This is a genomic window from Zobellia uliginosa, from assembly GCF_900156625.1.
Lineage (GTDB): Bacteria > Bacteroidota > Bacteroidia > Flavobacteriales > Flavobacteriaceae > Zobellia > Zobellia uliginosa.
On the sequence record NZ_FTOB01000006.1, the window covers coordinates 75,573 to 89,284 of the forward strand.

13 protein-coding genes are annotated in these 13,712 nt (G+C 42.7%); 9 read left to right on the plus strand and 4 right to left on the minus strand.

Going from position 1 to position 13,712, the window contains the following annotated elements:
* The first annotated feature begins 104 nt into the window (after nt 1-104).
* From BW980_RS18055 to BW980_RS18070, 4 genes are read left to right on the plus strand one after another with little or no spacing between them, the layout of a single operon-like run.
* Nucleotides 105-659: an RNA polymerase sigma factor gene (locus BW980_RS18055; protein WP_076456668.1), complete on the plus strand. Its 555-nt coding sequence runs from the start codon at nt 105-107 to the stop codon at nt 657-659.
* Between the two features lie 3 nt (nt 660-662).
* On the plus strand, nt 663-1,220 hold the full coding sequence (locus BW980_RS18060; protein ID WP_076456565.1) for a hypothetical protein: 558 nt from the start codon (nt 663-665) through the stop codon (nt 1,218-1,220).
* Nucleotides 1,201-2,292, plus strand: coding sequence for a hypothetical protein (locus BW980_RS18065; RefSeq protein WP_076456566.1), 1,092 nt, complete (start codon nt 1,201-1,203; stop codon nt 2,290-2,292). Before BW980_RS18060 ends, BW980_RS18065 begins: the two co-directional genes overlap by 20 nt.
* A 34-nt stretch (nt 2,293-2,326) precedes the next feature.
* A complete protein-coding gene (locus tag BW980_RS18070) occupies nt 2,327-3,049 on the plus strand; it encodes a head GIN domain-containing protein (RefSeq protein WP_076456567.1) in 723 nt (240 codons plus the stop codon).
* Between the two features lie 43 nt (nt 3,050-3,092).
* On the opposite strand, the gene BW980_RS18075 is transcribed toward BW980_RS18070, so the two are convergent.
* From BW980_RS18075 to glgB, 4 genes are all read right to left on the minus strand, one after another.
* Nucleotides 3,093-4,418, minus strand: a complete 1,326-nt coding sequence (locus BW980_RS18075) for an MFS transporter (protein ID WP_076456568.1) — start codon at nt 4,416-4,418, stop codon at nt 3,093-3,095.
* Nucleotides 4,419-4,484: 66 nt separating this feature from the next.
* Nucleotides 4,485-5,297 carry a M48 family metallopeptidase gene (locus tag BW980_RS18080; protein ID WP_076456569.1) on the minus strand — a complete coding sequence of 271 codons (813 nt, stop codon included), beginning with the start codon at nt 5,295-5,297 and terminating at the stop codon, nt 4,485-4,487.
* Nucleotides 5,298-5,332: 35 nt separating this feature from the next.
* On the minus strand, nt 5,333-7,732 hold the full coding sequence (locus BW980_RS18085; protein WP_076456570.1) for a glycoside hydrolase family 31 protein: 2,400 nt from the start codon (nt 7,730-7,732) through the stop codon (nt 5,333-5,335).
* A gap of 100 nt (nt 7,733-7,832) precedes the next feature.
* Entirely contained in the window at nt 7,833-9,734 is a 1,902-nt protein-coding gene (gene glgB, locus BW980_RS18090; protein ID WP_076456571.1) for a 1,4-alpha-glucan branching protein GlgB, read from the minus strand.
* Nucleotides 9,735-9,930: 196 nt separating this feature from the next.
* On the opposite strand from glgB, the gene BW980_RS18095 reads away from it, so the two are divergent.
* The 5 genes from BW980_RS18095 to BW980_RS18115 all read left to right on the plus strand — a co-directional run bounded on the left by BW980_RS18095 (nt 9,931) and on the right by BW980_RS18115 (nt 13,709).
* On the plus strand, nt 9,931-10,503 hold the full coding sequence (locus BW980_RS18095; RefSeq protein WP_076456572.1) for a dihydrolipoamide dehydrogenase: 573 nt from the start codon (nt 9,931-9,933) through the stop codon (nt 10,501-10,503).
* A gap of 169 nt (nt 10,504-10,672) precedes the next feature.
* Complete coding sequence (msrB, locus tag BW980_RS18100) at nt 10,673-11,176, plus strand: peptide-methionine (R)-S-oxide reductase MsrB (protein ID WP_076456573.1); 504 nt, start codon at nt 10,673-10,675, stop codon at nt 11,174-11,176.
* Between the two features lie 55 nt (nt 11,177-11,231).
* Nucleotides 11,232-11,759, plus strand: a complete 528-nt coding sequence (locus BW980_RS18105; protein ID WP_076456574.1) for a DUF1572 family protein — start codon at nt 11,232-11,234, stop codon at nt 11,757-11,759.
* Nucleotides 11,760-11,924: 165 nt separating this feature from the next.
* A complete protein-coding gene (gene lpdA / locus BW980_RS18110) occupies nt 11,925-13,316 on the plus strand; it encodes a dihydrolipoyl dehydrogenase (RefSeq protein ID WP_076456575.1) in 1,392 nt (463 codons plus the stop codon).
* A gap of 102 nt (nt 13,317-13,418) precedes the next feature.
* The gene (locus BW980_RS18115; protein WP_076456576.1) at nt 13,419-13,709 is read left to right on the plus strand and encodes a DUF3817 domain-containing protein; all 291 of its coding nucleotides are present in this window, start codon (nt 13,419-13,421) and stop codon (nt 13,707-13,709) included.
* Nucleotides 13,710-13,712 lie beyond the last annotated feature (3 nt).

Sequence of the window (13,712 nt, forward strand, 5' to 3'; positions counted from 1 at the left end):
TGGTCAATTCTTATGCCAGACCAAAAAAAACCAACGAAAATATTTTTATGACAAACTGTAACAATCCATACCTTATGATCATCTATAAAGAAACCATTCACTTTTTGAGCCAACAAAGAGAACATATCGATACATTGTTGCAACAGTGTCTTGACGGAAACCAAAGTGCCCAACTTGAAGTTTACAACCGCTATTACAAAGCCATGTACAATACGGCCCTGCGGATTATAAAACAAAGCGATGAGGCCGAAGACATCATGCAGGAATCGTTTTTGAACGCGTTCACGAAACTGCATACTTTCAAAGGAGAGGTCACATTTGGTTCTTGGTTAAAACGGATTGTAATCAACAACAGTATCTACCATTACAGAAAACGTTCAAAAAAGAACGAGGTAGCCCTAGAAGATGTGTTACACAAGGTCGAAGATAAGGAAGTAGATGCTAGCGGCCCCCATGAGTTTAAGGAACTAAAGGCTCAAAAAGTGATGGAAACCATGAAGCGGCTTAAAGACAACTATGGAATTTCTTTGACCTTACATCTTATCGAAGGTTATGATTATGAGGAAATTTGCGAAATAATGAATATGAGTTATGCCAATTGCAGAACGACTATTTCAAGGGCCAAAGCAAGCCTTAGAAATAAATTGATACAAGCTTGACCTATGGAAAAAGATAATATAGACCATCTTTTTGAAAACCTGAACGGTTCATTTGACCATGAAATACCGGCAGAAGGCCATGAACTGAGGTTTCTTCAAAAATTGAACGCCCAAAAGGGTGCGATCAGTCTGAAGCCCCCAAAAAGAACATGGTACAGGCCCATGGGCATTGCCGCCTGTTTGCTGGTACTCCTTGCGGCCGGAATAGGTCTTTTTCGGCCCGAGCCTTCCTTAGAGGAAAAAGTGGCCAAAATATCCCCTGAGATTTCAAGAACCGAGTTTTATTTCGCCAGTCTGATCGAAGAGCAGGTAAACGAGTTGCAGAACGAAACCTCCCCCGAAACGAAGAAAATCGTAGACGACACTATGGTTCAGCTCAACAAATTGGAAGTCGATTACAAACAACTGGAAGAAGACCTTATCAATGGGGGCAATAGCAAGGCCATTCTAAGCGCCATGATTACCAATTTCCAGACCCGCATCAATCTTTTACAGGATGTTCTCGAGACCATTGAAACTATTAAAAATTTAAAAAAATACGATGATAGCACAACAATATAAAACCTTAGTCCTTTTGTTTTTGACCCTACCTCTCTACCTGTTTCCCCACGAGGGGAAGCTCAAGGGGCGCTACACCAAGGAAAAGACCATCAAGAAAGAATTTGACGTCAACAGCGATGCCCTCTTAGAGGTTAATAACAGCTACGGAAACCTGAATATCACTTCTTGGAACGAGAACCGCATCCTTATAGAGGTACATATCAAAACGAGCAGTAACAACGAAGAAAAGGCCCAAGAAAAACTAGACCAAATTTCTGTCGATTTCGACGCCAGCAATAGTGTTGTCTCGGCAAGGACGATATTTAACGACCATAAAAGTAGTTGGGGGTGGAACTGGGGAAAAAGCAGCAATGTAAACATGCAGATCAATTACACGGTCAAACTACCGATAAAGGGCAGTGTAGACCTTGACAACGACTATGGCAGCATAAACCTCGACCGAATAGACGGACACGCCAAAATAAGTTGCGATTATGGCCGCTTGGATATCGGAGAACTCCGGGGCCGGAACAACCAATTGAATTTTGATTACACCTCTAAATCGACTATTTCATATATAAATAGCGGAAAAATATCGGCAGATTACTCGGGGTTCAACATAGCGAAAGCCGGAAACCTGATCATAAGTGCCGATTATACCAATAGCTCGGTCGAACAAATGGAAAACCTACAATATTCGAGTAATTACGGTAAGATTGAAATAGGCCAAGTCAAAAACGTACAAGGCTCCGGAGATTACATCAATGTACAATTAGAAAGCGTTCACGGGAACCTCGATATTTCGGCCGACTATGGTTCCCTAAAAATAGGCCGTTTATCTGAAGATGCGGGCAACGTAGAGATCAGGGCCGATTATACGGGCATAAAAATTGGTTATGCTCGCGATTATCAATTTAATTTTGAAATCAAAACCTCATATGCCGGAGTGGGCGGTATAGACGATTTTGAAATCAATATCAGGGAAGAAAAAAACACAAGTACCTATTACAAAGGTTTTCACGGTTCGTCACAAGGAAACAATTCGCTTTCTATCGTGAGCGACTACGGAGGCATCTCATTCTTTAGAAATTAACACCTCATCAAAATCATATTTAAAACAGAAAGTCATGAAAAATTTAATCTTATTAAGTTTAGCGTTCGTAAGCTTTTCCTGCTCGGCACAATGGGGCAAGGGCGTTAAGGGCAACGGCCACATGGTCGGCATAGAGCGCACGGTCGGCAACTATGATGCCGTTGCGGTATCGGGCTGGTTCGATGTTGACCTCGTAAGCGGGAACGAAGGCGAACTCGTCATCAAAGGCGAAGAAAACCTATTGAAGCATATCATTACAAAAGTAGAGCAGGGCAAGCTGATCATCAAGGTTGAACGCGGTGTAAACCTAAAACCTTCTTTACGCAATAAGAGCATACAGATAAAGGTACCGATAGAAAGTATAGACGCCCTAAGTCTATCGGGTTCGGGCGATATTGTAGGCCATGTAACCCTAAATACACCTCAACTCACAACATCGATGTCGGGTTCAGGCGATATTACCATTGACGTAGATACGGATACCCTGACCGCCACCATGTCGGGGTCCGGTGATATGAACCTCTCTGGTAACACCCATCATTTTCAAGCCAGTATTTCAGGTTCTGGGGATATCAAGGCCTACGAGCTAGAGGCCGACATCGTGGAAGCCACGGTTTCGGGATCGGCCGATATCAAGCTTACGGCCCATGAAAAATTAAAGGCAAGGGTTTCAGGCTCGGGTGATATCAGCTATCGCGGTAACCCGACAAAGGTAGACAGCAAAGTATCGGGGTCGGGTGACATTTCAAAAGAATAATACATCAAAAAACGAGTATCACAGTCATCGATCAAGCCTCTTTTTAAGAGGCTTTTTTATTGACCCGTGTCAAGAGAATCATCCCTACTAGAAAAAACAACCCCAAGAAGATAATTGAATATCTAATGCTTCCCGTAAGCTGTGCAATGTACCCATAGCTCAACATCCCGATAACAATCCCTATTTTTTCGGAGACATCATAAAAGCTAAAATAAGATGTGGTATCTACCGCGTCTTCAGGCAAGAGCTTTGAATAGGTCGACCTAGAAAGGGACTGTATACCCCCCATCACAAGACCAACGGCCGAAGCCGTAATATAAAACTCCATCGGTGTGGTAATCGTATAGGCAAAAGCGCAAATGATGATCCAAATAATATTTAACACAATCAATGTATTGATATTCCCAAAACGCGTTGAACATTGTGAAGTCACATAAGCCCCTAAGACCGCAACGATTTGAATGAGCAGAATACTCACTATAAGGCCGGTAGTAGAATCGGTCTTCCCCCAGTCAAGTTCTTCTATACCAAAATACGTAGCCACCAACATAATGGTCTGCACCGCCATACTGTAAACAAAAAATGCCCCCAAATACCTTTTTAACGGTACATTTGCCTTGATCTTTGACCAAATCAACTTTAATTCCTTAAACCCGTTGAACAATATATCCTTGGTAAAGTTTTCCTTCTTATTTCCTTTTGGCAAGTGATAGTAGGTATACTGACTAAAACCGATCCACCACAAACCGGTCAACACAAATGAAAGCCGGGTCGGTGTAGATTCATCCTCAAAGCCGAACGTATCGAACTTTAAGATCATGGCCAAACAAATAATCAAAAGCAAGACACTTCCGATATAGCCCAAAGAATATCCCTTAGCACTAATGGCATCTTGCTGTTCGGGAAAAGCAATATCGGGCAAATACGAATTATAGAATACCAAGCTCGACCAAAAACCGATCAATGCCATAAAATAACAGAGCAAACCAAACCAAAGGTGGTCCATATTGAACCAATAAAGTCCGATAGACGAAAAGGCCCCTAAATAGCAAAAGAACTTCATGAACATTTTCTTGTTCCCTACGTAATCTGCTATCCCGCTTAAAAGCGGACTCAAAAAGGAGACCATTAAAAATGCGGCTGCCGTCACATAACTGATCAGGGTATCGTTGTTAAAATCGATGCCCAAGAAACGGACCGTATCGTCAAGTACTTTGCCGTCTTCGTCTTTCACCAAAGTGAGCGCCCCATAAAAGATAGGAAATATAGCGGATGAGATTACCAGGTTGTAAACTGAATTGGCCCAATCATAGAATGCCCAAGCATTCAGAAGTTTTTTACTTCCTTTTGGAAGGATAGTTTTTGGCATAATGGTATCAATAAAAAAACCGTTCTCTTTTAAGAACGGTTTTAAATATACAATAATTGCAATTATTTACTTTTGAAACGAGGTTACCCCAAACTTCTTGGCCTCGGCCCTTGCTGCTGGCGCCCATTCCGTAAGGTTCTTGATCCTTGTATCGTTCGATGGGTGGGTACTCATAAACTCAGGTGGTGCCTCTCCTCCGCTGTTGGCCTTCATTCGTTTCCACAGCTCGGCGGCTTCTGCGGGATCATACCCTGCAATGGCCATAATCTGCAGGCCGATACGGTCTGCCTCGGTTTCATGACTTCGGCTAAAAGGCAACATCACCCCTACTTGGGAACCGACCCCATAAGCCTGATTAAAAATGTTTCTTTTTTCAGGGTCTTGTATAGCGACATTACCGGCCACAGCGCCCAATTGTTGCAATGTGCCGGCACTCATACGCTGCGCTCCGTGATCGGCCAAGGCATGAGCTACCTCATGACCCATTACCACGGCAACACCTGTCTCTCCCTTACAAATGGGCAAAATACCGGTATAGAAAACAATTTTCCCCCCGGGCATACACCATGCATTGACCGTTTCGTCATTTACCAGGTTATACTCCCATTTGTAATCTTTAAGATAACCCGAATAACCATTGGCGGTCAACCATCTTTCCGCCGCAGACGATATCCGCTGGCCTACCTTCGTGATCATTTTAGCATCGGCCGTATTCTCTACCACCTTGTTTTCGGTCAAGAATTGATCATACTGGGCAAATGCAGTTGGAAAAATTTGACTGTTCGGATAAAAATTTAATACTTTTTTACCTGTAAACGGATTGGTTTTACAAGCTGCTACCCCTAAAAACAGGGCAAAAACTAAAATTATCTTTCTCATTATGGTCGTGTTTAGATTCGTAAAATACAAAAATCTTATTTCGCGGTAAGACGCAATTGAGTAAAGTCTTTGTTTACGATTATAATATTGCCCCCATTCGGCATAACATCTTCAATAGCTACTTTTTCGTTGTCTATCTGAACCTCCCCTATTTTGAACGGGAGTCCGTGCAACTTGATCTTAAACGTTTCATAGCTTGTAATGAAGGCCCCATCCTTAAATTGTTGAATGGTCAATTCATTTGCCTTACCCAAAAGCTTAAAGTTTCTCAAGCTATATTTTCCGTTTTCGTAAGCATAACCATCGCCTGCATCTTCATAAACGGTAGAGTTTTCGGCCCCTTCCGTAAAATAAACATCCAATACCAGCTCTTCGATCTCAAGCTCGCCCACATACTGCTGTACAGGGTATTTTGGAATAATGGCCCCGGCCTTTATGAACAAGGGTATCTTATCGATGTCGGCAACGACCCATTTTTCTTTTCCCCCCTCTACGACCTCATCGTTCCAAAAATTATACCAATTGCCGCGAGGAATGTACATTCTTCGCCCCTTTGCATTAGGTTCTTGAATCGGACAGACCAAAATTTGCTCCCCAAAAATAAACTCATCCGTTCTAAAGTGGGTCTGCGTATCTTCTTGGTCGTAACATACGATAGGAAGCAACATCGGGGTACCTTCTTTTGAGTACCTCCAGAACATCGTGTAGAGATAAGGCAATAATTCGTATCTCAATTCGATGAACTTTCTAACGATATCGGTAATTTCGTTTCCAAACGACCAAGGTTCCTGGTCGCCGTGATCCCCACTGGAGTGCACTCTACAAAATGGGTGAAAAATACCCAATTGGATCCATCGGGCAAAAAGTTCGCCGTTCGGTTGCTCGGCAAAGCCACCAATATCGGACCCTACAAAGGAATAACCACTCATACACATCCGTTGCATCTGCACATTGGCGATCCATAAATGTTCCCACGTAGCTACATTATCTCCCGTCCATGTCGAGGCAAAACGCTGCGTTCCGGAATAGGCGGCCCTAGTTATTACCAAAGGCCGTTTGGGGTATACATATCTTTTGACCCCGTCGTAGGTCGCCCGTACCATTTGCATTCCATAAATATTATGCGCCTTTCTATGACTACTAGGGTGCCCGTCGTAATCATGGCGGGTATCGAGCGGAGCTGTCTTTGTAGGCACCTCCATAACCGCAGGTTCGTTCATGTCGTTCCAAACGGCATGAACGCCTATCTCGGCCATAAATTCTTTATAGAGTTCGGCCCACCACTCGCGAACTTCAGGATTGGTGAAATCAGGGAAGTTACATTCCCCTGGCCAAACCTTACCTTTCATTCTTGGTCCATCGGCACGCTTACAGAAGTAATCATTTTCAACGGCTTCCTGGTATACCCAATAGTCTTTATCTATTTTAATACCCGGGTCGATCATGACCACTGTCTTAAACCCATCTTCGCTAAGTTCGTTGATCATACGTTTCGGATCGGGAAACCTGGTCTTGTCCCAAGTGAAGCACCTAAACCCATCCATATAATCGATATCCAAATAAATGGCATCACAGGGAATTTTAAGATCCCTGAACTGCTTGGCTATATCTTTTACGTTACTCTCTGGGAAATAGCTCCATTTCGACTGGTGATAGCCCATAGCCCATAAAGGAGGAAGCTCTGGGGCCCCGGTCAGGTTTGTATAGGCCTTGACCACCTTATGCATTTCGGGACCATAGAAAAAATAGTAGTTCATTTCTCCCCCATCGGCCCAGAAACTGGTTGTGGAACGACGTTCATGGGCAAAATCGAAATCGGTCCTAAAACTGTTATCAAAGAAAATACCATACGATTGGCCATTATGTAAGCCAATGTAAAACGGAATCGCTTTGTAAAGTGGATCTTGGTCTTTACCGTAAGCATATTGATCGGTAACCCAGTTACAAACCCTTTTCCCCTTAAGGTTACTGTGCGTAGCCTTATCGCCCATACCGTAAAAGCTTTCGGTATTTTGGGTAATCTTGCTCATTTTAACGGTGTTGCCCCCGTATTCGTAGTTCTCTTCCCAATGAAACCCCAATTCGTCTTCATTGATGATATTACCCTTGAGGTCCGATACTTGGGTACGCAAGGTTTTCTTATCTACCAGTATTTTGAGCCTTGCGGTCTCAATAATATATTCCGTCTGGTTCTCGGTACAGTCGAGATGACTGTACCCCCGGCTTGCGTTAGGATCTACCGCATATGAAAAATCAGGTTGAAAGGCATGCTCGGTAGCATATCTGAACCTGATTGTTCTATCTTGAATTACGGTAATTTCTAAGACCACTCCGTTTTCAGTGGTAAAATAGAATTTATCTTTATCCCTCACATAATCTACAATATGATTTGGATAGAGATTCCCTTTATATTCTAGCTCAGTATTGGTTATCATGTATTGAGTATTTAAAGACTAACAAAAAAAAGACTTTAAACCTTAATAACGAAATGATTTCACATCCATTTACGAACTATTATCATTATAATAGGCCCGACTATTGAAAAATAACAATCCCCAATGGCGGAATGGTCATTTCTACCGATTGTTCACGTCCGTGCCAAACTTTTTTCTGAATGGCCGATATATTGGGCTGAACGCCCGACCCACCATACTTTTCGTCATCACTGTTCAAAATAACTTTCAACTTTCCAGAAACTTTGGGTATACCCACCCTATAGTTTTCCCTTACTACCGGGGTAAAATTACAGGCGATGAATATATCGTCTTTGGTGTCATGTCCCCGTCGAATATAGGTCAATACCGAGTTTTCATGGTCTCCGTAATCGATCCACTGAAAACCATCGGGACTGAACTGCTTTTGGTACAGGGCCGGAAAGTCTCTATATACCTTGTTCAAATCTTTTATCAATTCTTGTATGCCCGAATGCACTTTGTACTGGGTAAGATGCCAATCTAACCCTTTTTGAAAGTTCCACTCGCTGGTCTGCCCAAATTCGCCCCCCATAAAAATAAGGTTCGTACCCGGGTGCGTAAACATGTAACCGAACATCAAACGCAGGTTGGCAAAACGCTGCCATTCATCACCTGGCATACGATACACCAACGATTGTTTACCGTATACCACCTCATCGTGCGAAAAGGGCAGCATAAAGTTTTCGGTAAAGGCATAGGTCATACTGAACGTAAGATCGTTCTGGTGGTGTTTTCGGTATATCGATTCTTTTTTAAAATATTCCAAGGTATCGTGCATCCACCCCATCATCCACTTCATACCAAAACCAAGGCCCCCGTACATTACGGGTTTTGACACCCCTGAAAATGCCGTTGATTCCTCGGCAATGGTCTGCACATCGGGAAAACTTCCATAAACGGCCTCATTAAATTCCCTAATAAAAGACAAGGCCTCAAGGTTTTCGTTATTTCCGTACATATTGGGTTCCCATTCCCCTTCCTCACGTGAATAATCAAGGTAGAGCATAGAAGCCACCGCATCGACACGTAAGGCATCGGCATGATAGTGGTCCAACCAAAAGAGGGCATTACTGATCAAAAAGGCACGCACCTCGTTTCTTCCGTAATTAAAGATCAAACTCTTCCAATCGGGATGGTAGCCCCTTCTTCTATCGGGATGCTCATAAAGATGGGAACCATCAAAAAAGCCAAGACCATGTGCGTCTTCCGGAAAATGCGAAGGCACCCAATCCAAAATAACCCCTACCTCTGCTTGGTGCAGCGCATCTACCAATAATTTAAAACCTTCTGGATCTCCAAATCTTGATGTTGGCGCAAAATATCCCGTTAGCTGATAGCCCCAAGAAGGATCGTAAGGATACTCCATAATAGGCATAAACTCTACATGGGTAAAACCCATTTCCTTTACATAGGCCACCAAATCTTTGGCCATTTCCTTATAGGTTAAAAAATTTCCGCCTTTATCACGTTTCCAAGAACCCAAATGCACTTCGTAAACAGAAAACGGGGCATCTAGCGCATTTTTTTTCTTTCGTACGTTCTCCATCCACTTCTTATCCTTCCACTTGTAGTCTTGCTCCCATACGATAGAAGCGGTTTTAGGCGGATGCTCACAATAACGGGCAAAAGGATCGGCCTTTTCCGTAACGGCCCCATGATTGTTCGAATAGATCTTGTACTTGTAAAGTTCACCCACCCCTATATCGGGTATAAAACCTTCCCAAATACCACTCCCGTCCCAACGAACGTTGAGCATGTGCTTTTCATCATCCCATTCATTGAAGTTCCCGATAACGGATACCGAGCGTGCCGATGGCGCCCAAACGGCAAAATAAGTTCCTTTGACCCCTTCAAATTCTACAGGGTGGGAACCTAATTTTTCGTACAATCTAAAATGCTTTCCCGACTTAAAAAGATCAATATCAAATTCGGAAAAAAGACTGAAAACGGTAACTTGCGGCATAGTGTTCAAATATTTTAGGTAGTTAAGACAAATCTAAGCAACTTTACAAAAAAGCTTTAGGTTATTGTCGATTAACTTTGAATCGATAATTCAATGTTACAAATAAAAAGATACGAATAATATAAAAAGTGGAACACTTTTTGAAAACATCTTTTACATTCTGCCAATATGGCTCATCTTATTAAATAATGGAATTATGAAAAAAACACTTCTTTTACTCGGCACATTTGTTGCACTATTCTTTATTTCATGTGAAGGCCCAACAGGTCCTCCTGGAACTAACGGACGTGATGGCCGTGATGGGGCTGACGGTTTAGATGGGCGTGAAGCCCAAGTTTTTGAAGTAGAGGATGTAGATTTTAACTATATCGCCGAAAACAATTTATACGAAACCATTCTTGTCTTTGAAGATTTTACCAGTTTCGAAGTTTTACCAAACGACGCCGTGCTCGTATACCAATACGATAGAACGGTTGAATTTGAAGACGGCAATTTAAATGATATTTGGAATTTAATCCCACAGACCTTCTTTTATGAAGAGGGCAGTATTCAATTTGTACCGGGGCATACGACAAAAGACGTAGAGATTCTTATCACTGGAAACTTCGACCTTTCAGATCTGGACACCGATATTACCCAAGGACAGATTTTTAGGTTCGTGATCATTCCTGGGCAAGCGGCCGCCAAAATGGATAAAAGCAGTATCACCGCCGTAATGGGCAGCCTTGGCCTTACCGAAGAAGATGTTAAAAAAATGTCCCTGAAGTAAAGCCCTTCCCCCATTTCAGAAAAAACAAGCCCCGTTCTAAAAAGTACGGGGTTTTACTTTTTGGCGAGGAAACGTAAATCGACCATGAAACTTAGGGCAAATACCATTAAATTTGAAAGGAAGAGCCGTATGGCCCGTCTAAGCCCTAACACTTAATATCACGGATACCATGTATAAAAATATAATTTTAGGACTCTGCCTCGTATTTATCGGGTGCAAGGGCAACAGTCAAAAAAAAGAAACCGCCGGGCAGACCGCCCCAAAAAAAGAACAGCGTTTTAGCGTTGTAAAAACGGATGCGGAGTGGCAAAAGGAATTGACCGAGGCCGAATTCTATGTTTTACGAAAGGCGGCAACCGAAAATCCCTTCAGCAGCGATTTGCTGGAGAACAAAGAAGAAGGCACCTACGTATGCGCGGCCTGTGGTACCGAGCTGTTCAAGAGTAGTACCAAGTTCAAATCAGGTACGGGTTGGCCCAGTTTTTACGAAGAGATAAAAGGAAACGTGGCCTATGACGTCGATTACAAAATCGGTTACAAACGAACCGAAGAACATTGCGCGACCTGCGGAGGCCATTTAGGACATGTTTTTGAGGATGGACCGGAACCAACGGGACTAAGACATTGCGTTAACGGCGTGGCCCTCGATTTTATCCCCGCCAAAAAAGAATAACACCAAAGCTAGCATATAGATCATAGGATGCTATGGCACAAAGGTAAATGACGATATGAACTATCAAGAACATTTTTTAAACAGCGCCATTTCTGAATTTCGGAAATATAAGGGTATGGGCGACAAAACCTTTGCCCAGCTATCGGACAATGACTTCTTATGGCTGCCCAGTGAAAACTCCAACAGCATTTCACTGATCGTCAAACACATGGTAGGCAACATGCTCAGTAGGTGGACCAACTTTCTCACCGAGGACGGGGAAAAATCGTGGCGCAATCGCGAAATCGAATTTGAAGTCCCCTACACGACAAAAAGCGAAATGTTGACCGCTTGGGAAGCCGGGTGGCAATGCCTTTTTAACGCCTTGGACTCCGTGTCTCCTGAAAATTTTGACCATCCGATAAAAATAAGAAACGAAAACCACAGCATCGTTGAAGCCATACATAGGCAACTGGCCCATTACAGTGCCCATATAGGACAAATGGTATTACTCGCAAAAATACGAAAGGGCGAAAAATGGATTTCCCTTTCCATTCCCAAAGGCGGCTCAGAGCAGTTCAATAGAACCATGTTCAACAACTAAGCGGTTACGCACACCACAAAATGTTGGTTTTACACTATACCAAACTTCTTCTTTTTAGCACTAGACTTTAATTTTCGTATTAATCTTTCCGTTTGGTTTTGTACTTTTGCACCTGCTTAGCTATAGCTGGCTTCTTAAATTTACAACAGCAAAAAAATAAAAAATATGAGCAATTTCGATGTTATTGTTTTGGGTAGCGGACCCGGAGGGTATGTTACCGCCATTAGAGCCTCTCAATTGGGCTTTAAAACGGCCATTATCGAGAAAGAAAATCTAGGTGGTGTATGCTTAAACTGGGGGTGTATCCCTACCAAGGCACTTTTGAAATCAGCTCAGGTTTTTAATTACTTAAAACACGCTGAAGACTATGGTCTTTCCGCAGAAAATGTGGACAAAGATTTTGATGCCGTAATCAAAAGAAGCCGTGGCGTTGCAGACGGCATGAGTAAAGGTGTCCAATTTTTGATGAAGAAAAATAAAATTGAGGTCATCAAAGGATTTGGTACCTTAAAACCGGGCAAAAAGGTTTCTGTAAAGGATGAGCAGGGTAAAGAAACGGAATACGGTGCTGACCATATTATTATTGCTACCGGAGCCCGTAGCCGCGAACTACCTAGTTTACCACAAGATGGCAAAAAGATTATTGGGTATCGCGAGGCCATGACCTTAAAAGAACAACCAAAGAAAATGGTTGTTGTAGGTAGTGGTGCCATTGGTATTGAATTTGCTTATTTCTATAACGCCATAGGTACAGAGGTAACCGTAGTGGAATACTTACCCAACGTTGTACCTGTAGAAGATGAGGATATTTCAAAACAACTGGAACGCAGCTTAAAAAAAGCCGGTATAAAAATCAAAACGTCCGCAGAGGTTACTTCCGTTGATACTTCCGGAGAAGGTATAAAAGCAACCGTAAAGACCGCTAAAGGAGAAGAAATCCTAGAAGCGGACATTGTTCTTTCTGCCGTAGGTATCAAAACCAACATAGAGAACATTGGTCTTGAAAACGTGGGAATTTCTACCGATAGGGATAAAATATTGGTAAACAATTACTACCAGACCAACATACCGGGTTATTACGCTATTGGTGATGTAACACCAGGTCAGGCGCTAGCCCATGTTGCTTCTGCCGAAGGTATTCTATGTGTTGAAAAGATTGCCGACATGCATGTTGAGCCTTTGGATTACGGCAATATCCCCGGATGTACGTATTGTACTCCCGAGATTGCATCCGTAGGTCTTACCGAAAAACAAGCAAGGGAAAAAGGATTTGATATCAAAGTTGGTAAATTTCCTTTCTCCGCCAGTGGTAAAGCAAAAGCAGCCGGTACTCCTGATGGTTTCGTAAAAGTTATTTTCGATGCCAAATATGGTGAGTGGTTAGGATGTCACATGATCGGTGCCGGTGTAACCGATATGATCGCCGAAGCCGTTGTAGCCAGAAAACTTGAAACTACCGGCCATGAAATCTTAAAAGCGGTACACCCTCACCCAACAATGAGTGAAGCCGTTATGGAAGCTGTAGCTGCCGCTTACGACGAGGTGATACACCTGTAATAGACAGAATAAATTACCAATGGGCCTATAAGACCGTGTCGAACACGTCTCATAGGCCCATTATTACATCTTTAAACGAACTTATTTAAAAATCCATTCCGTATGCTAAGTTTTTTTCGGGTTATAGCTATTTTAGAAGGTATCTCTTATTTGGCCCTATTCGCCGTTACCATGCCGTTAAAATATTTGGCAGATTTGCCTATGCCCAACAAATATGTAGGGTATGCACACGGCGCATTGTTCATTGCCTATATTATTTTGGCGGTTGTTCTTTGGATGGAAAAAAAATGGAGCTTAAAAAAAGGAGTCATCCTACTGGTCGCTTCCCTCCTTCCCTTTGCCACTTTCTACGTGGAAAAAAAGTACTTGAACGAAGAGGCTACATTGGCTTAAAAT